Raw genomic sequence first — 23,085 nt, 5'->3', positions numbered from 1 at the left:
TCAATAAAAGCGCTGCCCCCGTAACGCAGGGCCTGCGGCGCACCTACTAATGGCAGCTGCCATGTTCAGTTTGCTGCTCCCGGGTGTTCGTTCACGCGGCGTGCGGGCGCGGCTCTCAGCTGTGCCGCACTCTCTGGGCCGGACGGCCCGCGCTACTTTTCCCGATCTTTGCATTTGACCTTTAAAAAATAGCACTTTGGCGGCGTTTTGTCAAGCACCGCCCAGCAATGCGGCAGCAAGGCCCTTTGCCGCCAGCTGCCCGGCATAAAGAGCCTCGTTCAGGTTATTGCCGTGCCCGCCGATCTCAATGAGCAGGCTGCCGGTGGTCAGATCCTGATTGTAGAACCGGTAGCTGAACAGCACCGGCCGGGTAAAACCGGGGTACATTCCTTCCATGCTGCGCTCCCACGCAGCGGCAAAGCGCAGATTCTGCCGCCAGCCCGGCAGCTGAACGGTGGTGCCGTTGTCGCACCCGCAGATGATCATGACCTGTGCGGCCTGCCGCCCGTCCACCGTGCACACCGGGGCATAGCGGCTGCCACTTTCCGTCTCGATGGCATCCCGGTGGACATCCAGCACCACCTTGATGCTGGGATACCGGGCCAGATACTGCTGCACCACGGCCCGGCTGTTGGCATAGCTGCCGGTGTAGCTAGGGTAGTCGTTCAGGGTCTCGTCGTGCAGGGTGTTGATGCCTGCCGCATTGAGGGTATCGGCCACCACACGGCCCACCGCGCACATATTCACGCTGCAGTCGGTGCTGCGGGCACCATCGCCGGGGGCAAACCACAGCCCGGCCGAAAGGCGGTAGTCCTCGGTTGCGTGAGTGTGCATCACCAGCACCTGCGGGTCGGGACTGTTCGGCTCAATGGCAAAGGGCAGCGGATTCTCAATCTCCGCCGCAATGTCTGCCGCCGTCTGCCGGGTATTGTTTTTGATGCTGCCCGCCCCGCAGGGAATGTACTTTTCGCCGCTGCCCTGCGGATAATTTTTTTCAATGACAGTACCCGCATCCGCCGGGCGGGCTTCCTCGCCCAGCAACGGCACAAGGTAGTCCTCAATGTTCCCAGTCAGCGCCTGCACGGCCTGCGGCAGAGAGGATGCCGCTTCCGGTGTGCTGTCCGGTGCGGCTTCCACCTGCACAGATGATGCGGGCTGCTCCTGTGCGGCCTGCCGCCCCAGCCAGAAAAGAGTTTCGGCCATTGGCAGCGGTGCAGTAATGGCCGCAGCCAGCATCAGTGCCGCCGTGCGGGCAAAGATGCACAGTGCGGCAAACAGAGCAGCCGCTTCCAGAAACGGCACGATATGCCCCTGCGCCCGGGCGGGCGGCAGTGCTTTGCTGCGCATAAAATAACCTCCCTTCCGGCCCACCGGTGTTACCCCGCCAGCCAGAACAGCTGCGCCACGCTGAGCCTTGGCTGCAAGGCCCGGTTGATGGCACCGGCCAGCAGAGCCGAGCCGTGGGCGATCACGCTGTCCAGCGCCCGGGGCGTGACCACAAGATCTGCTCCTTCGTCCGAATCCATCAAGGTGGGGATGCCCGCCGCGATCACCGGCACGCCCAGCGCTGCCGCGTCCAGATGCTTTGCATGATCCGCCTGCGCCGGGTACAGCCCGGTGTCGGAGAATTGCACGCTGCGGCCCAGCCGCGCGCCCTCGGCACTGCAAAGGCTGTCCACGCAGATCAGGGCCGCCGGCCGCACCGCTTCCACCATGGCCCCGGCCAGCTGGCGCAGAGTCAGCCCGGTGGAGGCCGACACCCCCGGCGCAATGGCGGCCACCGGCCGGATGCCTTTTACCGGCAGCGTGTGCTGCGGCCCCATGGTGACTAAAATCTTCTGCGCCGTGCGCGGGCCGAGAGCATCCGCCGTGACCCGCCGGTTCCCGATGCCCAGCACCAGCACCGGCCCTTCCGGCGGCAGCAGGGCGCGCAGTTCTGCCGCACAGGTCTCGATCACCGCAGCGTCCCGCTCGTCCAGCACGCTGACGCTGGGCATTTCCAGCGTGACATACCGTCCGCGGGGCTTCGCCAGCCCTTCGCGCGCGATCTCCACCCGCGTTATTGTGACCCCGCCGCGCTTTGCTGTGGCAAGCCTTACCCCGGCAGGCAGCGCCCCCTGTGCTGCACCAAACATCTCGTCTGCCATATCGGTAAAACGCATTTTTCTGCTCCTCCTGCCTGTTTTGGGGCCAAATGCCCCCTCTGCACGCAGAAAGTATGGCAAAAATAAAACTTTTCTAAACAAAAATCAAAAAAACGCTTGCGCTGGTACGCGAAATATGGTATCATAGGGTGCGCTGTTATAGGTAGCCAAGGAGGTGGAACGAATGCCTAACATCAAATCTCAGAAGGACCGCGTCGTGCAGGCTGCTGCAGAGCAGGCTCACAACAAGGCCATTAAGACCAACCTGAAAACAGTCGTCAAGAAGGCAGACGCTGCCATCGATGCGAATGCCGCTGACAAGGACGCAACCGTCCTGGCTGCTGTTTCCGCGATCGACAAGGCTCGCGCTAAGGGTGTCATCAAAAAGAACACCGCCAGCCGCAAGATCAGCCGTATGGCAAAGCGTGCTAACAAGAACGCTTGATCGCTTTCTGATTGACGAACAAAACCTCTGTACCGGGTTCCCGGCACAGGGGTTTTTGTTTTGCCCGCTTTTCAGGGCACGGCAGCAGGCCGCTCAAAATCACACAGGGTGGCAAAATCGAACCCCGGTGCCTGCTCCAGAAGCTGCTCCGGCGGCAGGCCGTCGGGCGGCTCGGCCAGCAGCGCCCACGCAGCCCATGCCGTGGGCACCGCCGCCGCAAGGGCCAGCCCCGGCAGCGCCAGTGCCGGGCATGTATGGAACGCACTGCCCGGCGGCAGGGCTGCCACCGCGCACAAGGCCTGTGCAGCCCAAAGCTCCCACAAAAGGGTCGTCCAGCGGTGCTTCATCCGCATCACCTCCTGTTTTGCACAGTTTACCGCAGTGCGGTGGAAAAACAGGGCGAAGGGTGGCGGACAAAGCAGCAATGTTCTTGTGTATTTCTTCTTCAGTTCTGGTCGTGACTTTTGCCCACCCAGCTGCACACCACGCCGCACACAAGGCTGGTGGTAACACCGGCCGCAGCGGCGGTCAGCCCGCCGGTGAGGATGCCCACAGCACCTTCTTCCTGCAGCGCAGTGCGCACGCCCTTTGCCAGCAGATGGCCGAAGCCCAGCAGGGGAACCGTGGCCCCGCACCCGGCAAACTCGGCCAGCGGGGCATACCACCCAATGGCCGAAAGCACCACGCCCGCCACCACATATCCGGTCAGGATGCGGGCCGGGGTCAGGCCGGTCAGGTCGATGAGCAGCTGTCCCGCCACGCAGATGGCCCCGCCCACACAGAAAGCCCAGAAATAGTTCATCTTACTTCTCCTTTTCCGGCGCACGCAGCTCCACCAGATGCGCCACCGCCGGGATGGTCTCCTTCTGCAAAAAGGTAGTCTGGCTCATCAGGGCCCCGGTGGCTGTGAACAGCACCCGCTTCTGGCTGCCCCGGCGCAGGCGCGGCAGGATGTGCCCGCACAGCACCGCCGCGCAGCAGCCCGGGCCTGAGCCGCCGCTCTTTACGCTCTGCTCGTTTGCATCGAACAGGATGCACCCGCAGTCCACATGGTTTTTGATCAGCAAACCTTCTGCGGCCAGCAGCTCCCGCAGCAGCTGACTGCCCACCTGCCCAAGGTCGCCGGTATAGATGCAGTCGAACTCCTGCGGTTCGGTGCCAGTATCCTTAAAATAGTGCAGCAGGGTGGAAGCCGCTGCCGGGGCCATGGCAGCCCCCATATTGTTGATGTCCTTTACCTGATAATCCTGCACACGGCCAAAGGTGGCAGCGGCAATGCCAACGCCTTCGCCCTGCGGCTGCAAAAGGCAGCATCCGGCAGCGGTGGCAGTCCACTGGGCCGTGGGCGTGCGCACCGCGCCGTAGCTCAGCGGCGTGCGGAACTGCCGCTCTGCCGCGCAGAAGTGGCTGGAAGCCATGGCCAGCAGATTGCGCGCAGCACCGCCCTCGCACAGAGCAGCGCCCAGCGCAAGGCCCTCGGCCATGGTGCTGCAGGCCCCGAACAGCCCGGCAAAGGGCACGCCCAGCTCCCGCATGGCATAGCTGGATGCCGTGCACTGGGCCTGCAGATCCCCGGCAAGGGCCAGCTGCACCTTTTCCTGCGGAAGCGCCGCTTTTTGCAGGCACAGCCGCGCGGCGCGCAGCTGCAGGTATTTTTCCGCAGCTTCCCAGCTGGACTGGCCAAAGCGGTTGTCTGCGCTCAGCTCGTCGAACTCTGCCGCCAGCGGGCCTTCGCTCTCTTTTTTGCCGCCCACCGCTGCACCCGCAGCGATCACCGGCAGTGTCTGGAACAGCAGGGTATCCCCGCACCGGACCGTCATAGGCAAAATTTCTCCTTCGTGGAAAATAGATGGAAACCGTTCCATAAAATATTGTATAATAACATCATGCTGCAATCTTACGGCACACTTGCCCGTGTTTATGACAGCACAGGCACACCCGCCATGCCCAGCACCCACAGCACCGCGCCGTACACCACCGCCGCCAGCGTGCCGTACACGATCACCGGCCCGGCAATGGTGAACATCTTGGCCCCGGTACCCAGCACCCGGCCCTCGGCCTTGAACTCGATGGCCGCGCTGACCACCGCATTGGCAAAGCCTGTGATGGGCACCAGCGACCCGGCCCCGGCCTTTGCGGCCAGCTTCTGGTACCAGCCCAGCGTGGTAAGCACCGCTGAGAGCACGATCAGGCTGCAGCTGGTCAGGGTGCCGGCAAGGTCGGCTTCCACGCCCATGGCAAGATAGCTCTGGCGCAGCACTTCGCCCAGCAGGCAGATACCGCCGCCCACGCCAAAAGCCCACAGGCAGTCCAGCCCCAAGGGCGAGTGCGGCCCGATGCGCCGCACCCGGCGCGCATATTCCTGTGCTGTCATTTTCATATTGTTTCCCCTCCGGGCATAGCTTGCCCATAGGAAGCAAACTCTATGCACATCCACCGGAAAGAAGGTATTCCAGATGAACCTGTCTGTCCATCCTCATCACCGCCGCCATCTGCGGCCCGCCGTGCGGCGCGTGCTCACCGTTACCGTCGTGGCCTGCATTGCCGTGGGCGGGGCCTCGTTCGTGCTGCACAGCCGTTCCGCTGTGCCTGCCGCCTCGGCAACTTCCACGTCCAGCGCCTCGGCAGCATCAGAGGCAGAAAGCAGTCTGCTGACCGCCCGGCAGGCGCAGGCCATTCTGGATGATCCCCGCATGGTGCTGGTGAACCACACGAACAAAATGCCGGACGATCATACCTTTACCACCAAGGCGTGCGGCTCGGCCACCGCTGTGAACAAGACCCTGCAGACCGAAGCCGCCGATGCGTTCCTCGCCATGCAGGCCGCCGCCGCAAAGGACGGCGTGACCATCTGGATGCAGAGCGGCTACCGCAGCGTGGACTACCAGAAGAACCTCTACGACCAAAAGACCCAGTATTTCCGCAATAAGGGCCTGAGCGAAGCCGAAGCAAAAAAGCAGGCGGCAAATATCGTGAACCCGCCGGGCTACTCGGAGCACAACTGCGGTCTTGCTGCCGACCTGAACAGCCCGGAGCACACCGACCTGACCGAGGGCTTTGAAAACACCGAGGCCTTCCGCTGGCTGAGCGCCCATGCCGTGGAATACGGCTTCATCCTGCGGTACCCCAAAAACGCAGAAGCCGTTACCGAGATCACCTACGAGCCGTGGCACTGGCGCTATGTGGGGCCGGAAAATGCGGCCCTGATCCAGCAGAGCGGCCTGTGCTTTGAGGATGCCGTTGCCGTGCTGCAGAAGCTTGCTGCAGGGGAGAAGATCACCGGTTAAAAATCCGTAAAACCGAGGGGCTTTTCGTTGCATTTTGCACACAGTTATGGTAAGATAACAATAGTCTGCCCTGATGCAGGACCGCTTTGGACAGCTGCAAGAATGTTTTGAACAAAAGAGGGAATATTTTATGATAAATCGCACAAAAATCTTTACAATTGCTCTCACCGGCGCGCTGGCTGCTGTCGCTCTTACCGGCTGCGGCAGTTCCGCCAGCTCTTCGGCCGCTCCCTCCTCCGTTTCCACCGCTGCTGCGGAATCTCCCGCTTCCAGCGCCGCCGCATCCGCTGTTGTGGACAATGCTGCCGAGAACGGCTCTGATGCACTGGACGGTGTTTTCAATGCTCTGCTGGAAGCCGACCCCATCTCCAACCAGTTCGAGATCGCAGCCATGAACATTGAGTACGATTTCGGCCTGAAGGCTGAGGACGTGGTGAGCTACAAGGGCGTGAAGAGCAACGACAACGGCGATGCCGGTCTGGTGCTGGTGCTCGAAGCCGCCGACGGCAAGGCCGAGGACGTAGCCAACCAGCTGGCTTCCTACCAGCAGGATCAGGTGGCCTTCTACGGCAACTACGCCGAGTTTGCTCAGGCGCAGGATAACGTGGAGAACGCTGTCATCGCCTTCAAGGGCAACACCATTGTCATGGTGATCGCATCCAACGAGTGCACTGCCGATCTGGACAGCGCCGTGGACAGCGCACTGGCAGACTGAATCTGGATCCACCCAAGGCCGGTGCCATTTGCGGCATCGGCTTTTTTCGGCTAAAAGGAGGCTGACGCTTTGGTTTTCAGCACCATCATCTTTCTGTTCCGGTTTCTGCCCATCACGCTGGCGCTGTATTACCTTGCGCCCGCAAAGCTCAAGAACACCGTTCTGTTCCTCTGCAGTCTGGTGTTCTACTGCTGGGGCGAGGTACGGTTTTTCCCGGTCATGGTGGCCCTCATCCTCATCAACTACATCAGCGGCCTGTGCATCGAGCACTTCGACCAAAAGCCGGCCCTGCGCAGGACATTTCTGCTGATAGCCCTCATTGGCAGCCTTGGGATGCTGTTCTACTTCAAATACGCAAACTTTGTGCTGCGCAGCGCAAACGCCCTGCTGGGCACCGCCTTTGCCGAGATCCAGGGCATTGGCACTCTGCCGCTGGGCATCAGCTTTTACACCTTCCAGACCCTTTCCTACTCTATCGATGTTTACCGCCGGGATGTAAAGGCAGAGCGTAATATCATCGACTTTGGTGCCTATGTGGTCATGTTCCCTCAGCTGATCGCTGGCCCCATCGTGAAATACCGCGATGTCTCGAACCAGCTGCACGTATACCGGCATCGCTACAGCCTGCAGCAGATCGAAGAGGGCATGACCCTGTTCACCTTTGGCCTTGCCAAAAAGGTGCTGCTGGCGGATGCCATCGGTGCTTTGTGGACAGACATCATCGGCGTTGCGGACAGCCCTTCCACCACCTTTGTGGGCCTTGCCAATGCATCCACCCCGCTGGTGTGGCTGGGCATCATCGCCTACAGCCTGCAGCTCTACTTTGACTTTTCCGGCTACTCCATGATGGGCATTGGCATGGGCAAGATGCTGGGCTTCGACTTCCCCGCAAACTTCAACTACCCTTATATCTCCGCATCCATCACCGAGTTCTGGCGGCGCTGGCACATGACCCTTTCCGGCTGGTTCCGGGAGTATGTGTATATTCCTCTTGGCGGCAACCGCAAGGGCCTGAAGCGCCAGATCTTCAACCTGTTCGTGGTGGAGCTGCTCACCGGCATCTGGCACGGCGCGAACTGGAACTTTATCTGCTGGGGCCTGTACTACTTTGTGCTGCTGGCTGTAGAAAAGCTGTTCCTGCTGCCCCACCTGCAAAAGGGCAGAGTGTGGCCCCACATCTACACTCTGTTCCTCGTTGTGGTGGGCTGGGCCATGTTCGTGGGCAACGATACGGGCGTAAGCTTCGGTCTGCTGTTCCACAAGCTGTTCGTTCCTTCCGGCGGTGTTTCGCCGCTGTACTTCCTGCGCAACTACAGTGTGCTGCTGGTGGTCAGCATCCTCTGCTGCACCCCGCTCATTGAAAAGATTTGGAACCTGCTCAAAAAGAATGCCGTCACCCGCTGTGCCGCCATTCTGGCGCTGCTGGTGGTCTCCACCGCCTATGTGGTGGGCAGCACCAACAGCCCATTCCTCTATTTCAACTTTTAAGGAGGCGTGAAGATGGACAAGCATTCCAAAAAATCTTCCTCGCTCCTGCACTACCCGGTGCTGGTGGTGTTCAGCCTGTTCTTTCTTAGTCTGTTCGCACTGGACCTTATTACACCGGACCGCGCCTACAGCGAGATGGAAAACACCACCCTTTCCCAGCGCCCGGCGCTGACCCAGCTTTCCGCCAAGGGGCTGAACAGCTACTTTACCGCCTACACAAAGTACGTGAAGGATCAGGTGTTCGGCCGCGATGAGTGGATCAGCCTGCAGAGCGTAGTGGAGACCACCCTGCTGCAGAAGGAGCAGAACGGCGGCATCCTGCTGGGCAAAGAGCACATGATGTTCCCCCGCACCTTCGGCCTGCTGGACAGCGAGAACCGCACCCTGCCCAAGAACACCGCCGCTGTGGAAGCACTGTGCCAGCGCCACCCGGGTAAGGTGGATGTACTGCTGGCCCCGGCAGCATCGGTCATTTACCCGGAAAACGTGCCTGCAAACGCGCCGCTGCTGGACGAGGATGCCTATCTCGACCAGCTTTCCGCCGCCGTACAGGCCGCCGGAGGGCGCTTTGTGGATGTGCGGCAGACCCTTGCCGAACACAAGGACGAATATATCTACTACCGCACCGACCATCACTGGACGAGCCTTGGCGCATACTACGCCTACCAGCAGCTGTGCGGTACGCTGAGCCTGACCCCCTTCGACCCCGCCGCGCACACGGCTCTGACCGCCGAAAATTTCTACGGCACCCACTACTCCAAGGCACGCACATGGAATGCCGTGCCGGATACCATCACCTACTACGACCTGCCGAACAGCCTGACCATCTATAACGTCACCGCTGCAGGCCAGCCCGCAGACGGCCAGACCACCGGCCTGTACGACACGGACAAGCTGAACGTGTACGATAAGTACGCCATGTTCCTGCATGGCAACAACGGCCTGAGCCGCATTGAGGGCGACGGTACCGGGCGCATTCTGGTGATCAAGGACAGCTACGCCAACTGCTTTGCACCGTATCTGACGGCAAATTACGCCCAGATCGATGTGGTGGACTTCCGCAACTACAACTACGGTCTGGATCAGCTGATCGCGGATAACGATTATGACCAGATCCTTGTGCTCTACAGTTTTGACAGCTTCAAGAGCGACCCGTACCTCTACCGTGCCGGTGTGGCCGGGTAAACATGGCAGCGCCTTTTCCGCAAAGGAAAGGGCGCTGTTGTTTTATGTCAAATTATTGCAGTCTTTTTTCACAAATTTTTCCAGTTCTTTTCGGAAGTCTCTCCAGTTTTTGCGCACTCTGCCCATTCACCCCTTGAAAAAATGCAACGGGTGTTGTACAATGGCGATATAGAGCAGTTGCTCTTCACCGATGGTTCGATCTGGTGTGAACAGTGCATAGAATGTGCTGATACGATCTTTGATTCAAAGGAGTGTTATTATGGAAAACAAGATCATGATGCCTGCTTCCTACAACGTTCTTTCCTGCGAAGAGATGACCTACACCGAGGGCGGTGCTACCTTTACGGAAGCTCTGCTGAACTGGATTCCGCCCATTGGCTGGTACATGGGTGTTACCGCCATGCGCAACTACCGCAAGAGCCACCCCAACGACTGGCTGGATACCGGTCTGGATGCTCTGAGCCGCGATATGGATTCCAGTGCGCAGAACATGCTGCGTGATCTGGGACGCATCGTCTGGGTCACCGCGACCAGCGCTACCGGCGTTGGTTTTCTGGTCAATGCTGCCATCGTCCTGCTTTGACCCTGCTCATAAGATCCGTCCGGAGAGACCAAAGACCCCTTTACCCGCGGCCTTTTCCGCCAGAGAGGGCCGCGGGCTTTTCATCAAGCAGAAATAAGAAATCGGCTGCCTGAGCACTGTATACCGTCTGAACGGCCTTTTGCCTGCAGAGAACAGCACTGCTTTCCTTTTCCTGCAAGCAACTACTCGCGTCATGCGGCGGCGCGCCCTGCTTCATGAGAACGGTCTCCAAGCGCATATCCCGGTTTATTTTTGGGTTTTAAACAGTGCGATCTTGCACTGTCTGTATAGCTTTGATTCAAAGGAGTGTTATTATGGAAAACAAAATGATGATGCCTGCTTCTTACAACGTCCTGTCTAATGAAGAAATGACCTACACCGAAGGCGGTGCTACTGTCGGTCAGGCACTGGCAGCTTGGTTCTGGCCCGGCTATGCTACCCAGATCGGCATTGGCAAGTGCCGTGAGGAAGTTGCAAAGGACCGCGACAACTGGCTGTCCAATGCATGGAACAACATGTTGGCCGAGTGCAAGGGCAACGTGACCAACGGCTTCTACTACGCTGGTATCATTGTCAACAACGCAGTCTTTACCATCGGCAGTCTGGGTCTGTATGCTGTTATTTCTCTGGGCAACATCTACTTCTAATTTTCAGGAGTACACCAAAGGGCTTTTTGCGGCGGCTCTTCAGCGGAAGAGCCGCCGCTTTTTTTATCAAACCTAAAAAAGGAGTTTTGCTTTATGACGAACGCCATTACTTATCCTGCTGCATACAATGTTTTGTCCTGCGAAGAAATGACCTACACCGAGGGCGGCGTAGGTGTTGTGGAAGCCGCCATGGCATGGTTCCCGCTGTACGGCTGGTACAAGGCTGTTTCTGCCATCCACGATTACCGCAAGGCAAATATCAACTCCAACTGGGTGGAAAACGGCATGAACGCTCTGGTTGCCCATGCTGAAAAAAGCCCCACGAACACCATCCATGACATCGGCTGCAGCTTCTGGTTCATTGGTTCCTGCGCAACCATCATCGGCCTGGTGCCCAACGCCCTGCTGATCTTCGGCAACTAAGTCCCGGTCTCTGTTCTGAAAAAAAACAAAAGCGGCGGCACCTCCCGTTTGGGAAGTGCCGCCGCTTTTTATGTTATGCGGTTTTCCGTCTCAGCTGTTGAACATGTCCTTCAGCTTTTTGAAGAAGCCCTTGCGCTTTTCGTAGTTTTCTTCTTTCAGGGTGCCCTCGAACTTCTTCAGGGCCTCCCGCTGGGTCTTGTTCAGCTTCTTGGGGATCTCCACCTCGCACTTGACGTACATATCACCGCGGCCGCGGCCATTCAGGTACTGGATGCCTTTGCCGCGCAGGCGGAAGGTGGTACCACTCTGGGTGCCCTCGGGCACGGTGTACTCCACCTTGCCGTCAATGGAGGGCACCTGCACAGTGTCGCCCAGCACAGCCTGACTGAAGGTGATGGGCACTGTGACCCACACATCGTAGCCGTCGCGCTGGAACACCTCGCTGGGGCGCACCGTGACCATGACGATCACATCACCGGAAGGACCGCCGTTTGCACCGGCATCGCCCATGCCGCGCAGTGCAAAGCTCTGGTCGTCGTCGATGCCCATGGGGATGGACACCTCCAGCGTCTTTTTAGCAGCCACCTTGCCGCTGCCATGACAGACCTTGCAGGGATTCTTGACCAGCTTGCCCTTGCCGCCACAGCGGGAGCAGGGCTGCTGGGTCTGCATCACGCCAAAGGGGGTGCGCTGCTGACGGATCACGAAGCCGCGGCCACCGCAGTCCGGGCAGGTCTCGGGGCTGGAACCGGCGGCACAGCCGCTGCCGTGGCACTCGGTGCACTCCTGCTGGCGGGTGATGGTGATGTTCTTCTTGCAGCCGTGCACGGCCTCGTCAAAGCTCAGGGTGATGCGCACGCGGATGTCCTGACCCTTACGGGGTGCGTTGGGATTGGCCCGACGGGACGAACCGCCAAAGCCGCCGAAGCCGCCGCCAAAGATATCGCCGAAAATGTCACCCAGATCCACGCCGTCGCCGCCAAAACCGCCAAAGCCGCCCGCACCGGGGCCGCCGCCGTTCTGTGCTGCATAGGCAGGGTCAACACCTGCAAAGCCGTACTGATCGTACAGCTGGCGCTTCTTCGGGTCCGAAAGCACCTCGTTTGCTTCGTTTACTTCCTTGAACTTTTCCTCGGCGTCCTTATCGCCGGGGTTATAGTCCGGGTGGTATTTCATTGCAAGTTTGCGGTATGCCTTTTTGATCTCGGCATCGGTCGCAGTCTTGGATACCCCCAGCACTTCGTAGTAATCACGCTTTTCCTGTGCCATATCCACTCACCTCTCCGGGAACGTTTGATCCGGGAAACGCCCCGGTTGGTTCCTCGCTCTATAACCAGCAAGAGCCGCTCCGGCAAAACCGGAGCGGCTTTTGCTATTCCACGCGTGCGTCCGCCGGTTTGGCCGGGCACACACTGCTGTGTTTTTTATCAGACTTCCTTGAAGTCGGCATCCACAACGCCGTCATCCCCCGGCTTCTGCTGGTTGTTTGCACCTGCATCGGGGCCGGGCTGTGCACCGGCGGCCTGCTGTGCGGCAGCGGCTGCCTGATACATCTTCTCGAACACCTGGCTCAGAGCTTCCTGCTTTGCCTTGATGTCGTCCACGTTGCCGGACTGAACAGCGGTCTTCAGGTCGGCCAGTTTGCTCTCGGCCTCGCTCTTCACGTCGGCGGGCAGCTTGTCGCCGTTCTCCTTCAGCATCTTCTCGGTCTGGAACACCATCTGGTCGGCACCGTTGCGGATATCGACCTCTTCACGCTTCTTCTTATCGTCGGCAGCAAACTGCTCAGCTTCCTTCACAGCCTTGTCGATGTCCTCCTTGGACATGTTGGTGGAAGCGGTAATGGTGATGTTCTGCTCCTTGCCGGTGCCCAGATCCTTTGCGCTGACCTTCACGATGCCGTTTGCATCGATATCGAAGGTAACTTCGATCTGAGGCACACCACGGGGAGCCGGAGCGATGCCGTCCAGATGGAAGACACCCAGGCTCTTGTTGTCGCGTGCGAACTCACGCTCGCCCTGCAGAACGTTGACCTCAACAGAGGGCTGGTTGTCTGCAGCGGTGGAGAACACCTGGCTCTTGTGGGTGGGGATGGTGGTATTGCGGTCGATGATCTTGGTGCACACGCCGCCCAGAGTTTCAATGCCCAGGCTCAGCGGGGTGACATCCAGCAGCAGCAGGCCCTTCACATCGCCCTGCAGCACGCCGCCCTGAATGGCAGCGCCCACAGCCACGCACTCATCGGGGTTGATGCCCTTGAAGGGCTCGCAGTTCAGTTCCTTCTTGACTGCATCGTAGACAGCGGGGATACGGGTGGAACCACCGACCATCAGGACCTTCTTCAGGTCAGAGGGACGCAGGCCTGCATCCTGCAGAGCCTTGCGGACGGGGCCCATGGTACGATCGACCAGATCAGCGGTCAGCTCGTTGAACTTTGCGCGGGTCAGGGTCATATCCAAGTGCTTCGGGCCGGTAGCATCGGCAGTGATGAAGGGCAGGTTGATCTGGCTGCTCATTGCGCTGGACAGCTCGATCTTTGCCTTCTCGGCAGCTTCCTTCAGACGCTGCGCAGCCATCTTGTCCTTGCGCAGGTCGATGCCGTTCTCGGTCTGGAAGGCATCTGCCATCCAGTTGATGATGCGCTCATCGAAGTCATCGCCGCCCAGATGGGTATCACCGTTGGTGGCCAGAACCTCGGTAACGCCGTCGCCCATCTCGATGATGGACACATCGAAGGTGCCGCCGCCCAGATCGTAGACCATGATCTTCTGGTCTTCTTCCTTATCGATGCCATATGCCAGAGAAGCGGCAGTAGGCTCGTTGATGATACGCTTGACGTTCAGGCCTGCAATGGTGCCTGCGTCCTTGGTAGCCTGACGCTGGCTGTCGTTGAAGTATGCAGGAACGGTAATGACAGCCTCGGTAACAGGCTCGCCCAGATAAGCCTCGGCATCAGCCTTCAGCTTCTGCAGGATCATAGCGCTGACCTGCTGGGGAGTGTACTCCTTGCCGTTCAGGGTCACCTTGTGGTCGGTGCCCATGAAGCGCTTGATGGAAGCAACGGTGTTCTCAGGGTTGGTGATGGCCTGACGCTTTGCCACCTGACCAACCAGACGGTCGCCGGTCTTGGTGAAGCCCACCACAGACGGGGTGGTGCGTGCACCCTCAGAGTTTGCGATAACAACGGGCTCGCCGCCCTCCATGACAGCCACGCAGCTGTTGGTAGTACCAAGGTCGATGCCAATGATCTTACTCATAATGAAAACTCCTCTCGAAAGAACAAATCTTATTGTTTATGTGATGCTCAGATGTTTGTAAGCGGATGTTATATTCAAAACCCTTTCGGGTTTCTGCTTTGTTATTCGGCCACTACAACGGTCGCATGGCGGACGATCTTATCGCCCAGCTTGTAGCCCTTCTGGTAGACGGTGATCACGGTGCCGCTCTCCTGTCCATCCGGGGCGGGGATCTGCTGCACTGCGTTCATGAAGTTGGGGTCAAAGGGCTTGCCCAGCGCTTCGATCTCCTCCACATGGAGGGCATCCAGCGCCTTGGCGGCCTTGTCCAGCGTCATGGTCACGCCCTTTTTGTAGTTCTCGTCGGTGGTGGGGGCATTTGCTGCCATCTCCAGCGTGTCCAGAATGGGGATGATCTGGTTCACCGCAAAGGAAACGCCATCGTTGAACTTCTGGTCGGCTTCGCGGGTGGAGCGCTTGCGGTAGTTCTCGTACTCCGCTGCCATGCGCAGCAGCTGGTCTTTGGCCTGTGCGGCGTTGGCTTCGGCAGCATCCAGCTTTGCCTTTACGGCTTCCAGCTCACGGGCCTTCTTGTTGAACCAGCCGCCATCCTTCTTCTTGTCATCCTTCGGGTCGGCAGCTTCAGCAGCAGGTTCCTGTTCGGGTGCTGCCTGCTGGGCCTTTTCCTCGGGAGCCGTTTCGGGCTGCTCCGCTTCCTGAGCCGGAGCCGTCTTTTTTGCTTCTTCGCTCATTCCAGATCCTCCTTATAGATCACAGTCCGCCGCGGTACGGCAGCCTGCGGGGTGTCTTTTCGTTTGCCGCTCATGCCCTCGCCCAGCTGGTCTGCAAAGTAATGCAGCAGCGGCATCAGCTTCTGGAAGGGCATCCGGGTGGGGCCGATCAATGCAATGGAGCCCCACAGGCCTCCGCCCACCAGATACCGGTCGCTCACGATGCACAGGCCCGGGATCTGCGGTTCCAGATCCTCGCCCAGCAGCACGCTCTCACTGCGTTCTGCCGGAGGTGCGATCAGGCCAGCGGCCTGCTCCTCGTCGTTCAGCAGGGTGAGGATGTCGCCCACCTTGCCGTCCAGCTGGGGCCAGTCCAGCAGATACTGCTCGCCGCCCAGAAATACGTGGGGCTTGACGGAATCCTGCAGGATGGCCGCTGCCGCGCTGATGACAGGCACCAGCTCCGGGTCGATCTGGCTGCACAGCTCTGCCAGCAGCCGGGTGGAAAGATCCACCGGCGCTACAAAGGTAAGGTTGCGGTTCAGCAGTGCGGCAAGTGCTGCCGCATTCTCGCGGGAGAGGCCGGTGCGCACCCGTGCCACACGGGTACGGACGTAACCGGCTGTGGTAACGGCCAGCACAGCCGCTGCGCTGCGGCCCACCTGAACCACTTCATAGTGGGCGATGCACAGGTCTTCGGCACATGGGGTGCTGACGGCGGCGGTGCAGCCGCTGATGGCGGCCAGCGCCTTGGCGGCACCTGCGGCCAGCTTTTCCGGCTCATGGTCGAGGCTTGCGAACACCGCATCCACACGGGCGCGGGTCACACGGTCCAGCGGCTGATCGTCGGCAAGCAGATTATCAAGGTAGTAACGGTAGCCCTTGGCACTGGGCACACGGCCCGCGCTGGTGTGGGGCTGCTCCAGCAGGCCCAGCTTTGTCAGCGCCGCCATCTCATTGCGAAGCGTTGCGCTGGAAACTGCCATGTCAAAGTAGTTTGCCAGCACGCTGCTGCCAACAGGCTCGCCTTCGAGACCATACAGCGCCACGATCGCCTGCAAGACTCGCTGCTTGCGTGCATCCATCGTCATAGCGCCTGCCTCCTTTTTGCGTTCGCTTTGTTTGTTTAGCACTCCTTGTTCCTGAGTGCTAAGACCATTATAACCAATTTTCCGGTGCTGTCAAGCCCCTTGGAAAAATGTTTTAAAAGATTCATAATTCTGTCATAAACGAAGAAAGCGCCCTCCTTATTATAAGGAAAGCGCTCTGGCATGTTCTTTACTCTTCCATCTGCCTTGCCAGAAATGCCGCTGCCACATTCACGGCCTTGAGCTGGGCGGCATCCGGCGTGGCCGTGCGGTCTTCGGTCAGCAGGGCCACCACTCCGGTCACATCGCCCGCCGCAATGATGGGTGCGGCGCACAGTACTGCTCGGGGCGAGCCCTCGCAGGGCAGGATGCACTTTTCGGCAATGCCCTCGCTCTGGTACAGCCTGCGGCCGTCTATCAGCTTTTCCATCGGCTGGCTGATGCTGCGGTCGGCCAGCTCCCGTCGGCCGGAGCCGCTCACCGTCAGGATGCGGTCACGGTCGGCCACCAGTGCGGTCAGTGCAAAGCTTTTGCTGAGCACCTCGGTATACTGGGCCGCTACTGCGTTCATCTCGCCAATGGGCGAATACTTTTTAAAGATCACCTCGCCGTCGCCCGTGGTGAAGATCTCCAGCGGGTCGCCGCGGCGGATGCGCTGGGTGCGGCGGATCTCCTTGGGGATCACCACCCGGCCCAGCTCGTCGATGCGTCGCACGATTCCTGTTGCTTTCATGTTTTTGCTCCTCCGTTTCCTTAAAAATGCCTGCAGCACTAGTATCTGTCAGGCCGGGCCATTTATACCTGCTGCCTCCGCGCAAAAAGACCTGCACGGAAAGCTGCCTCTTCGTTGCGTTTCCGGCAGGGTTCTGCTACAATGATACAAAAAGCCGTTTTCATAAGCACAGCACCCCGCTTATGAAGACAGATCCTAAAATTCTGCTGAGAAAGGCAGGTGTCCGGATGCCGAACATCCTCATTCTGGGCGGCGGTGCCGCCGGTCTTGCATCCGCGCTGGCGGCGGCACAAAGTGCCCCCGCTGCACAGGTCATTGTGCTGGAGCGCAACCCGAAGCCGGGCAAAAAGCTGCTCGCCACCGGCAATGGCCGCTGCAATCTGGATAACACCGGCATTGCACCGGAGCTGTATTTCACCGCCGACCCGGCAGCACTCCGTCCGCTGCTGGATGCCGTAAATACCGCCGACCCGCTGCGCTGGTTCCGTGCGCTGGGGCTTTACACCCGCACCGACGAGGCGGGCCGGGTGTATCCGTACTCCAATCAGGCGGCGGACGTGCTGGCCCTGCTGGAGCACCACCTTGCGCAGCACCATGTGCAGCTGCGCACCGGCTGCACCGTGCGCACCCTGAGCCAGAGCCGCAGCGGCTACGCCGTGCAGTTCGAGACGGCAGAGGGCTCTGCCGAAACGCTGCGCGCCGATGCCGTCATCTGCGCCATGGGCGGCGAGGCAGGGCCGCAGTTCGGCACCGACGGCTTTGGCACCCGGTTCGCCGCCCAGTGCGGCGGCAGGGTGGAGCCGCTGTACCCCTGCCTGACCGCCCTGCAGTGCGCAAAGCCCAGTAAAGCGCTGGCTGGCATCCGTGCCAAGGCAGCAGCATCCCTGCTGGACGGTGCCCGTGTGCTTGCCTGCGAGAACGGCGAGGTACAGTTCACCGATTACGGCCTTTCCGGCATCTGCATCATGCAGCTGTCCGGCCTGCTGGCCCCGGGCCGCGGCCCCAAGGCTCCTGCTGTGGAGCTGGACCTCTTCCCGGCAGTGGACGAAACCGCACTTGCCAGCCTGTTTGCGGCCCACGCCGCCCAGACGGCAGGGGGCAGCGCCGTTGACTTCTGGCTGGGCCTGCTGAACCAGAAGCTGGGCCGTACTGTGTGGTCTGCCGCCGGGCTGCAGGACAGCGACGCGCCTGCCGTGCTCACCGCCGGACAGTGGCAGAAGCTGGCCCACACCGCCAAGCACTGGCGCTTTGAAGGGCTGACCCCCTGCAGCTGGAAGCAGGCCCAGACCACCGGCGGCGGGCTGGCCCTGCGGGAGGTGGATCAGCACTTCCAGTTCAAGGGCTGTCCGGGCCTTTACTTTGTGGGCGAAACGCTGGACTGCGCAGGCAGCTGCGGCGGTTTTAACCTGCACTGGGCGTTCGGCTCCGGCCTTGTGGCCGGGCGCAGCGCTGCAGGCCATGCTGCAGCAGGCCGTGCTCTGCCAAAAGCCTCCGCGCCCGTAAAGAGCAGAAAAAAGCCGCACAGGTAAAAATGAGCTTTAAATTTTCAACAAATGCTTGACATCTTGTGCAGATCGCATTATCATAAAGACAATAAAAGTTTGTTCAGAGAATCGAGCAGAACAAGCAAGGGGAGAGTCGAAAGGCCCTTTTGTTTGTCCTGCTCTTTTTCTTTTATTCGGCAAACGGAGCGATCAGGAGGTTTTTATGCTGGATGTAGCAATTATCGGCTGCGGTGTCATTGGTGCGGCAGCAGCCTATGAGCTGTCCCATTACCCGCTGCAGACCGCCATTTTCGAGGCTGAAAATGACGTGGCAGACTGCACCACCAAGGCCAACAGTGCCATTCTGCACGCTGGCTACGACCCCGAACCGGGCACCCGGATGGCACGGCTCAACGTGGAGGGCTCTGCACTGGCCAAGGAGATCTGCGCCCGTCTGGATGTGCCGTACCTGCAGTGCGGCAGTCTGGTGCTGGCCCTCAGCCCGGAAGAGCTGCCCCACCTGCAGAAACTGTATGAGAACGGCATCGCCAACGGCGTACCGGGCATCCGGCTGCTTTCCGCAGAGGAAACGCTTTCCATGGAACCGAATCTGGCCCCCACTGTTGTTGGCGCGCTGTATGCGCCCAGCGCCGCCATCGTCAGCCCGTGGGAGTTTGCGCTGGCAATGGCAGAAGTGGCTGTGCGCAATGGCGTGGAGCTGCACCGCAGCTGCCCTGTGACCCACATCGAAAAGACCGCCGGCGGCTGGGCACTGACCACCCCCTCCGGAATTGTGGAAACGCGCTATATCATCAATGCGGCGGGTGTCTCGGCGCAGGCCGTGCACGATATGGCCGCACCCCACAAATTTACCATCCAGCCCACCCGGGGCGAATACTACCTGCTGGATAAATCCGAGGGCAGCCGTGTGCACCACGTCATCTTCCAGTGCCCCAACGAAAACGGCAAGGGCGTTCTGGTGGCCCCCACCGTCCACGGCAACCTGATCGTCGGCCCGAACGCCGCCCCCGTGGAAGGGGACGATACCGCCTGCACCGCTGCCGGGCTGGCCTTCGTCAGCGCCGCAGCGCGCCGCAGCGTGCCGAACATCCGCTTCAGCGAGTCCATCCGCAATTTTGCGGGTGTCCGTGCCAATGTGGACACGGGCGACTTCGTTATCGGCGAAGCAGAAGGCGCACCCGGCTTCATCGATCTGGCGGGCATGAAATCGCCCGGCCTTTCCAGTGCACCGGCCGTTGCCAGAGAAGCCGTCAAAATTCTGGAAGCCCACGGCGATCTGCCCGCCCCCAAGGCGGATTACAGGGATGGCCGCACCCGGGTGCGCTTCAAGGAGCTTCTGCCCGAAGAAAAAGCCCGGCTCATTGCAAAGGAACCCGCCTATGGTCGCGTGATCTGCCGCTGCGAGACGATCACTGAGGGCGAAATTCTGGACGCTCTGCACGAAGAGATCCCCGCCACCACCATCGACGGTGTCAAGCGCCGCTGCGGTGCCGGTATGGGCCGCTGTCAGGGCGGCTTTTGCGGGCCGCGGGTGCTGGAGCTGATCAGCAAAACGCTGGGCATCCGTCCGCTGGACGTGCTGCAGGATAAGGCCGGCACCAACGTCTTACTGTGCGAAACCAAGCAGGAGGGAGAGCACCATGATTGATCTGGTCATCGTCGGCGGCGGCCCTGCAGGCCTTGCCGCAGCTTACAGCGCATGGCAGCATGGTCTGCGCGATATCCTTATCTTAGAGCGCGACAACGAACTGGGCGGCATCCTGAACCAGTGCATCCACAACGGCTTCGGCCTGCACCGCTTTGGCGAGCAGCTCACCGGCCCGGAATACGCAGGCCGCTGCATTGAACTGCTGCGCTCCACCGGTGTCCGGGTGGAGCTGGGCACGATGGTGCTGGACGTCACCCCGGACAAAAAGATCCACTGTGTCAGCCGGGAAAAGGGTTATCAGATTTTGGAAGCCAGAAGCATCATCCTCTGCATGGGCTGCCGGGAGCGCACCCGCGGTGCCATCGGCATCCCGGGCACCCGCCCTGCCGGCATCTACACCGCCGGTGCGGCCCAGCGCTATGTCAACATGGAGGGCTATCTGGTAGGCAGGCGGGTGCTCATCCTCGGCAGCGGCGACATCGGCCTGATCATGGCCCGCCGCATGACGCTGGAAGGTGCCAAAGTGCTGGCCTGCGTGGAGGTCATGCCGTATTCCGGCGGCCTGACCCGCAACATCGTGCAGTGCCTGCAGGACTTCGACATCCCCCTGTATCTGTCCCATACCATCGTGGATATTCAGGGCAAGGCCCGCGTGGAAAAGGCCACCGTTGCCAAGGTGGACGAAAACCGCCGCCCCATCCCGGGCACCGAGATGGAATTTGATGTGGACACCATCCTGCTCAGCGTCGGCCTGATCCCGGAAAATGAGCTGACCCGGCAGGCGGGCATCCCCATGGACCCTCACACCAAGGGCGCTGTGGTCTACGAGAATATGGAGACCGGCATCCCCGGTGTGTTCGCCTGCGGCAATGTGGTGCACGTGCATGATCTGGTGGACTTCGTTTCGGGCGAAAGCGACCTTGCCGGTGCTTCTGCGGCGGCCTATGTTTTGAAGGGCGAAGCCTCCGATACGGTTGTGCTTGACCTTGTTCCGGGCAATGGCGTGGGCTACACCGTGCCGCAGCGGGTGCGCCCCGCTGATGTGGACAGGAGCGTGAACATTTCCTTCCGTGTGCGGCAGAACTACGGCCCCAGCCAGATCACCGTGACCTGCGGCGGCAGGCAGCTGGCCCGGTTCAAGCGCCAGCGCATGGCTCCCGGTGAGATGGAGCACATCGCACTGCCAAAAGTCCTGCTGGAAAAAGCAGACGGCCCGCTGACCGTTGCGGTAGAGGAGGTTATTGCAGAATGAGCAGCATCAAAGAAGTCATTTGCATCTGCTGTCCCTGCGGCTGCCACTTGCAGGTAGACCCGGAAAATGATTATAATGTAACTGGAAACGCCTGCCCCAACGGTGCCGCCTACGGCAGGGAAGAGCTGACCCACCCCACCCGCATCCTCACCAGCACCGTGCGGGCGGAGGGCGGGCTGTACCCGCGCTGCCCGGTAAAGACTGCGCAGGCCGTGCCCAAAGAGAAGATGACCGAGGTCATGGCTGCGCTGGATCGCGTCACCCTGCACGCCCCCGTCCGCACCGGGCAGGTGGTGCTGGCAGATGTGTGCGGCACCGGCGTGGACGTTGTGGCGACACGAAATCTGTGATACACACTCCTGAAACGATACGGAGGGAGCAAAAGCATGAGTACAAAATATGTTCTGGCGCTGGATCAGGGAACCACCAGCAGCCGTGCCATCCTGTTCGACAATGAGCAGAACATCATTGCGGTGCAGCAGCGCGAGTTTGAGCAGATCTATCCGCAGCAGGGCTGGGTGGAGCACAACCCTATGGAGATCTGGTCCACCCAGTATGGAGTCATGAACGAGGTGGTGGCCCAGAGCGGCGTCGATGTCCACGACATTGCCGCCATTGGCATCACCAACCAGCGGGAGACCACCATCCTGTGGGAAAAGGCCACCGGCCGCCCCATCTACAATGCCATCGTCTGGCAGTGCCGCCGCACGGCTCCGCTGGTGGATGAACTGCTGCAGCAGCCCGGCATGGCAGACTACATCCGGGAGAACACCGGCCTGATGCCCGATGCCTATTTCTCCGCAACGAAGATCAAGTGGATCCTGGACAATGTGCCCGGTGCGCGGGAGCGCGCCGAAGCAGGGGAGATCCTGTTCGGCACTGTGGACACATGGCTGGTCTGGAAGCTGACCGGCGGCAGAGTGCATGTCACCGACCGCACCAACGCCAGCCGCACCATGCTGTATAACATCCGCACGCTGGACTGGGACGACACCCTGCTCAAGGCGCTGGATATCCCGCGCTGCATCCTGCCCCGCGTGACGGATTCCAGCGAGGTCTACGGCACCACCGACCTGTGCGGTGTGCAGATCCCGGTGGCCGGCATTGCCGGTGACCAGCAGGCTGCGCTGTTCGGACAGAGCTGCTTTCGCAAGGGCGAGGCCAAGAACACCTACGGCACCGGCTGCTTTTTGCTGATGAACACCGGCGATACCATCTGCCGCAGCCGGAACGGCCTGATCTCTACCATCGCCATCAGCCTGAACGGCAGGGTGGAGTACGCGCTGGAGGGCAGCGTCTTTGTAGGCGGTGCCGTCATCCAGTGGGTGCGCGACGGCCTGCGCATGATCCAGGAAAGCCGCGACGCGGAATACTATGCCCAGAAGGTGCCGGATAACGGCGGCATTTACATCGTGCCGGCCTTTACTGGTCTGGGTGCACCGTACTGGGATATGTACGCCCGCGGTGCCATTGTTGGCATCACCCGCGGCACCACCCAGAACCACATCATCCGCGCGGCAGAGGAGTCCATTGCCTACCAGAGCGCAGACCTCGTGGCTGCTATGGAAAAGGACACCGGCGTGCCCATCACCTCGCTGAAGGTGGACGGCGGTGCATCCCGCGACCAGTTCCTGATGCAGTTCCAGGCTGACATCCTGAACAAGACCGTGCTGCGCCCGGCCATCCGGGAGACGACCGCTCTGGGCGCTGCCTATCTGGCGGGCCTTGCCACCGGTGTGTGGAAGGATCGGGACGAGATCCGCAGCCTGTGGCACTGCAATATGACCTTTGCCCCGCAGATGGAAGAGGCCGAGCGCACCCGTCTGCTCTCCGGCTGGCACAAGGCTGTTGGCCGCAGCTGCGACTGGGCAGAGCATTGACGATCTTTGCCCAAACCTATAGCTCGTACACAAAATATTTTTTAATTGTTTATTTTTTAATGTTTATCGTCATGGTCAGCTGTTCCAATACCACT

The 23,085-nt window shown here is 60.4% G+C and carries 25 protein-coding genes; 13 read left to right on the top strand and 12 right to left on the bottom strand.

Going from position 1 to position 23,085, the window contains the following annotated elements:
* Positions 1-210: 210 nt before the first annotated feature.
* Complete coding sequence (gene spoIIP / locus DXA66_RS06495) at positions 211-1,347, bottom strand: stage II sporulation protein P (protein ID WP_118527665.1); 1,137 nt, start codon at positions 1,345-1,347, stop codon at positions 211-213.
* 29 nt (positions 1,348-1,376) lie between these two features.
* Complete coding sequence (gene gpr / locus DXA66_RS06490; RefSeq protein ID WP_005943552.1) at positions 1,377-2,162, bottom strand: GPR endopeptidase; 786 nt, start codon at positions 2,160-2,162, stop codon at positions 1,377-1,379.
* Between the two features lie 166 nt (positions 2,163-2,328).
* Between gpr and rpsT the strand changes: the two genes are divergently transcribed.
* Positions 2,329-2,589: a 30S ribosomal protein S20 gene (gene rpsT, locus DXA66_RS06485; protein WP_005943554.1), complete on the top strand. Its 261-nt coding sequence runs from the start codon at positions 2,329-2,331 to the stop codon at positions 2,587-2,589.
* A 71-nt stretch (positions 2,590-2,660) separates the two neighbouring features.
* Here the strand turns inward: rpsT and DXA66_RS06480 are convergent, their stop codons facing one another.
* The 4 genes from DXA66_RS06480 to DXA66_RS06465 form a co-directional block, all read right to left on the bottom strand.
* The gene (locus DXA66_RS06480) at positions 2,661-2,936 is read right to left on the bottom strand and encodes a peptidoglycan synthetase (protein ID WP_118527663.1); all 276 of its coding nucleotides are present in this window, start codon (positions 2,934-2,936) and stop codon (positions 2,661-2,663) included.
* Positions 2,937-3,034: 98 nt separating this feature from the next.
* The gene (locus DXA66_RS06475; protein WP_005943559.1) at positions 3,035-3,391 is read right to left on the bottom strand and encodes a SpoVA/SpoVAEb family sporulation membrane protein; all 357 of its coding nucleotides are present in this window, start codon (positions 3,389-3,391) and stop codon (positions 3,035-3,037) included.
* A gap of 1 nt (position 3,392) precedes the next feature.
* A complete protein-coding gene (locus tag DXA66_RS06470; RefSeq protein WP_044953883.1) occupies positions 3,393-4,409 on the bottom strand; it encodes a stage V sporulation protein AD in 1,017 nt (338 codons plus the stop codon).
* Between the two features lie 98 nt (positions 4,410-4,507).
* A complete protein-coding gene (locus DXA66_RS06465; RefSeq protein ID WP_097774624.1) occupies positions 4,508-4,969 on the bottom strand; it encodes a SpoVA/SpoVAEb family sporulation membrane protein in 462 nt (153 codons plus the stop codon).
* Positions 4,970-5,045: 76 nt separating this feature from the next.
* Between DXA66_RS06465 and DXA66_RS06460 the strand changes: the two genes are divergently transcribed.
* The 5 genes from DXA66_RS06460 (at position 5,046) to DXA66_RS06440 (ending at position 9,847) form a co-directional block, all read left to right on the top strand.
* Positions 5,046-5,876 carry a M15 family metallopeptidase gene (locus tag DXA66_RS06460; RefSeq protein WP_044953885.1) on the top strand — a complete coding sequence of 277 codons (831 nt, stop codon included), beginning with the start codon at positions 5,046-5,048 and terminating at the stop codon, positions 5,874-5,876.
* 130 nt (positions 5,877-6,006) lie between these two features.
* The gene (locus DXA66_RS06455) at positions 6,007-6,591 is read left to right on the top strand and encodes a DUF4358 domain-containing protein (protein WP_187119381.1); all 585 of its coding nucleotides are present in this window, start codon (positions 6,007-6,009) and stop codon (positions 6,589-6,591) included.
* 69 nt (positions 6,592-6,660) lie between these two features.
* Positions 6,661-8,079, top strand: a complete 1,419-nt coding sequence (locus DXA66_RS06450) for an MBOAT family protein (protein WP_118527659.1) — start codon at positions 6,661-6,663, stop codon at positions 8,077-8,079.
* A gap of 12 nt (positions 8,080-8,091) precedes the next feature.
* Positions 8,092-9,264, top strand: coding sequence for a DHHW family protein (locus DXA66_RS06445; RefSeq protein WP_118527657.1), 1,173 nt, complete (start codon positions 8,092-8,094; stop codon positions 9,262-9,264).
* Positions 9,265-9,523: 259 nt separating this feature from the next.
* Positions 9,524-9,847 carry a hypothetical protein gene (locus DXA66_RS06440; protein ID WP_005943572.1) on the top strand — a complete coding sequence of 108 codons (324 nt, stop codon included), beginning with the start codon at positions 9,524-9,526 and terminating at the stop codon, positions 9,845-9,847.
* Positions 9,848-9,887: 40 nt separating this feature from the next.
* On the opposite strand, the gene DXA66_RS14270 is transcribed toward DXA66_RS06440, so the two are convergent.
* A complete protein-coding gene (locus tag DXA66_RS14270; protein WP_158576340.1) occupies positions 9,888-10,064 on the bottom strand; it encodes a hypothetical protein in 177 nt (58 codons plus the stop codon).
* Positions 10,065-10,161: 97 nt separating this feature from the next.
* Between DXA66_RS14270 and DXA66_RS06435 the strand changes: the two genes are divergently transcribed.
* Complete coding sequence (locus DXA66_RS06435; protein WP_097776930.1) at positions 10,162-10,494, top strand: hypothetical protein; 333 nt, start codon at positions 10,162-10,164, stop codon at positions 10,492-10,494.
* 93 nt (positions 10,495-10,587) lie between these two features.
* A complete protein-coding gene (locus tag DXA66_RS06430; RefSeq protein ID WP_005943576.1) occupies positions 10,588-10,917 on the top strand; it encodes a hypothetical protein in 330 nt (109 codons plus the stop codon).
* Positions 10,918-11,007: 90 nt separating this feature from the next.
* Here DXA66_RS06430 and dnaJ read toward each other — a convergent pair whose 3' ends face one another.
* From dnaJ to DXA66_RS06405, 5 genes are all read right to left on the bottom strand, one after another.
* Complete coding sequence (dnaJ, locus tag DXA66_RS06425) at positions 11,008-12,186, bottom strand: molecular chaperone DnaJ (protein WP_118527655.1); 1,179 nt, start codon at positions 12,184-12,186, stop codon at positions 11,008-11,010.
* A 158-nt stretch (positions 12,187-12,344) separates the two neighbouring features.
* Entirely contained in the window at positions 12,345-14,174 is a 1,830-nt protein-coding gene (gene dnaK / locus DXA66_RS06420; protein ID WP_005943578.1) for a molecular chaperone DnaK, read from the bottom strand.
* 101 nt (positions 14,175-14,275) lie between these two features.
* Positions 14,276-14,905 (bottom strand): nucleotide exchange factor GrpE, encoded by a 630-nt coding sequence (locus DXA66_RS06415; RefSeq protein ID WP_118527653.1) that lies wholly within the window; start codon positions 14,903-14,905, stop codon positions 14,276-14,278.
* Complete coding sequence (gene hrcA, locus DXA66_RS06410; protein ID WP_118527651.1) at positions 14,902-15,975, bottom strand: heat-inducible transcriptional repressor HrcA; 1,074 nt, start codon at positions 15,973-15,975, stop codon at positions 14,902-14,904. Before hrcA ends, DXA66_RS06415 begins: the two co-directional genes overlap by 4 nt.
* A gap of 187 nt (positions 15,976-16,162) precedes the next feature.
* The gene (locus DXA66_RS06405; protein ID WP_118527649.1) at positions 16,163-16,705 is read right to left on the bottom strand and encodes a stage V sporulation T C-terminal domain-containing protein; all 543 of its coding nucleotides are present in this window, start codon (positions 16,703-16,705) and stop codon (positions 16,163-16,165) included.
* Between the two features lie 227 nt (positions 16,706-16,932).
* Here DXA66_RS06405 and DXA66_RS06400 point away from each other — a divergent pair, with 227 nt between their 5' ends.
* The 5 genes from DXA66_RS06400 (at position 16,933) to glpK (ending at position 22,990) form a co-directional block, all read left to right on the top strand.
* Positions 16,933-18,234, top strand: a complete 1,302-nt coding sequence (locus tag DXA66_RS06400) for an aminoacetone oxidase family FAD-binding enzyme (protein ID WP_118527647.1) — start codon at positions 16,933-16,935, stop codon at positions 18,232-18,234.
* Between the two features lie 178 nt (positions 18,235-18,412).
* Positions 18,413-19,858 (top strand): NAD(P)/FAD-dependent oxidoreductase, encoded by a 1,446-nt coding sequence (locus DXA66_RS06395; RefSeq protein WP_118527645.1) that lies wholly within the window; start codon positions 18,413-18,415, stop codon positions 19,856-19,858.
* Entirely contained in the window at positions 19,851-21,110 is a 1,260-nt protein-coding gene (locus tag DXA66_RS06390; protein WP_118527643.1) for an NAD(P)/FAD-dependent oxidoreductase, read from the top strand. Before DXA66_RS06395 ends, DXA66_RS06390 begins: the two co-directional genes overlap by 8 nt.
* Positions 21,107-21,460 carry a DUF1667 domain-containing protein gene (locus tag DXA66_RS06385; protein WP_154256078.1) on the top strand — a complete coding sequence of 118 codons (354 nt, stop codon included), beginning with the start codon at positions 21,107-21,109 and terminating at the stop codon, positions 21,458-21,460. The genes DXA66_RS06390 and DXA66_RS06385 overlap by 4 nt, the downstream gene beginning before the upstream one ends.
* 36 nt (positions 21,461-21,496) lie before the next feature.
* Complete coding sequence (glpK, locus tag DXA66_RS06380; protein ID WP_118527641.1) at positions 21,497-22,990, top strand: glycerol kinase GlpK; 1,494 nt, start codon at positions 21,497-21,499, stop codon at positions 22,988-22,990.
* Positions 22,991-23,085: the final 95 nt, after the last annotated feature.

This window comes from Faecalibacterium sp. OF03-6AC (assembly GCF_003478175.1).
In the GTDB taxonomy this organism is placed as follows: domain Bacteria; phylum Bacillota; class Clostridia; order Oscillospirales; family Ruminococcaceae; genus Faecalibacterium; species Faecalibacterium taiwanense.
Note: the sequence above shows the minus strand (reverse complement) of the source record. Positions and strands in the feature narration are given on the sequence as shown.

What these genes read in the sequence shown, in the direction of transcription:
- hrcA (WP_118527651.1), bottom strand. Translation starts at nt 15,975, where the DNA reads ATGACGATGGATGCACGCAAGCAGCGAGTCTTGCAGGCGATCGTGGCG.
- DXA66_RS06435 (WP_097776930.1), top strand. Translation starts at nt 10,162, where the DNA reads ATGGAAAACAAAATGATGATGCCTGCTTCTTACAACGTCCTGTCTAAT.
- spoIIP (WP_118527665.1), bottom strand. Translation starts at nt 1,347, where the DNA reads ATGCGCAGCAAAGCACTGCCGCCCGCCCGGGCGCAGGGGCATATCGTG.
- DXA66_RS06385 (WP_154256078.1), top strand. Translation starts at nt 21,107, where the DNA reads ATGAGCAGCATCAAAGAAGTCATTTGCATCTGCTGTCCCTGCGGCTGC.
- dnaJ (WP_118527655.1), bottom strand. Translation starts at nt 12,186, where the DNA reads ATGGCACAGGAAAAGCGTGATTACTACGAAGTGCTGGGGGTATCCAAG.
- DXA66_RS06405 (WP_118527649.1), bottom strand. Translation starts at nt 16,705, where the DNA reads ATGAAAGCAACAGGAATCGTGCGACGCATCGACGAGCTGGGCCGGGTG.
- DXA66_RS06455 (WP_187119381.1), top strand. Translation starts at nt 6,007, where the DNA reads ATGATAAATCGCACAAAAATCTTTACAATTGCTCTCACCGGCGCGCTG.
- DXA66_RS06460 (WP_044953885.1), top strand. Translation starts at nt 5,046, where the DNA reads ATGAACCTGTCTGTCCATCCTCATCACCGCCGCCATCTGCGGCCCGCC.
- DXA66_RS06475 (WP_005943559.1), bottom strand. Translation starts at nt 3,391, where the DNA reads ATGAACTATTTCTGGGCTTTCTGTGTGGGCGGGGCCATCTGCGTGGCG.
- DXA66_RS06395 (WP_118527645.1), top strand. Translation starts at nt 18,413, where the DNA reads ATGCTGGATGTAGCAATTATCGGCTGCGGTGTCATTGGTGCGGCAGCA.
- DXA66_RS06400 (WP_118527647.1), top strand. Translation starts at nt 16,933, where the DNA reads ATGCCGAACATCCTCATTCTGGGCGGCGGTGCCGCCGGTCTTGCATCC.
- DXA66_RS06440 (WP_005943572.1), top strand. Translation starts at nt 9,524, where the DNA reads ATGGAAAACAAGATCATGATGCCTGCTTCCTACAACGTTCTTTCCTGC.
- DXA66_RS06470 (WP_044953883.1), bottom strand. Translation starts at nt 4,409, where the DNA reads ATGACGGTCCGGTGCGGGGATACCCTGCTGTTCCAGACACTGCCGGTG.
- rpsT (WP_005943554.1), top strand. Translation starts at nt 2,329, where the DNA reads ATGCCTAACATCAAATCTCAGAAGGACCGCGTCGTGCAGGCTGCTGCA.
- gpr (WP_005943552.1), bottom strand. Translation starts at nt 2,162, where the DNA reads ATGCGTTTTACCGATATGGCAGACGAGATGTTTGGTGCAGCACAGGGG.
- DXA66_RS14270 (WP_158576340.1), bottom strand. Translation starts at nt 10,064, where the DNA reads ATGAAGCAGGGCGCGCCGCCGCATGACGCGAGTAGTTGCTTGCAGGAA.
- DXA66_RS06465 (WP_097774624.1), bottom strand. Translation starts at nt 4,969, where the DNA reads ATGAAAATGACAGCACAGGAATATGCGCGCCGGGTGCGGCGCATCGGG.
- DXA66_RS06390 (WP_118527643.1), top strand. Translation starts at nt 19,851, where the DNA reads ATGATTGATCTGGTCATCGTCGGCGGCGGCCCTGCAGGCCTTGCCGCA.
- dnaK (WP_005943578.1), bottom strand. Translation starts at nt 14,174, where the DNA reads ATGAGTAAGATCATTGGCATCGACCTTGGTACTACCAACAGCTGCGTG.
- DXA66_RS06480 (WP_118527663.1), bottom strand. Translation starts at nt 2,936, where the DNA reads ATGAAGCACCGCTGGACGACCCTTTTGTGGGAGCTTTGGGCTGCACAG.
- DXA66_RS06445 (WP_118527657.1), top strand. Translation starts at nt 8,092, where the DNA reads ATGGACAAGCATTCCAAAAAATCTTCCTCGCTCCTGCACTACCCGGTG.
- DXA66_RS06430 (WP_005943576.1), top strand. Translation starts at nt 10,588, where the DNA reads ATGACGAACGCCATTACTTATCCTGCTGCATACAATGTTTTGTCCTGC.
- glpK (WP_118527641.1), top strand. Translation starts at nt 21,497, where the DNA reads ATGAGTACAAAATATGTTCTGGCGCTGGATCAGGGAACCACCAGCAGC.
- DXA66_RS06415 (WP_118527653.1), bottom strand. Translation starts at nt 14,905, where the DNA reads ATGAGCGAAGAAGCAAAAAAGACGGCTCCGGCTCAGGAAGCGGAGCAG.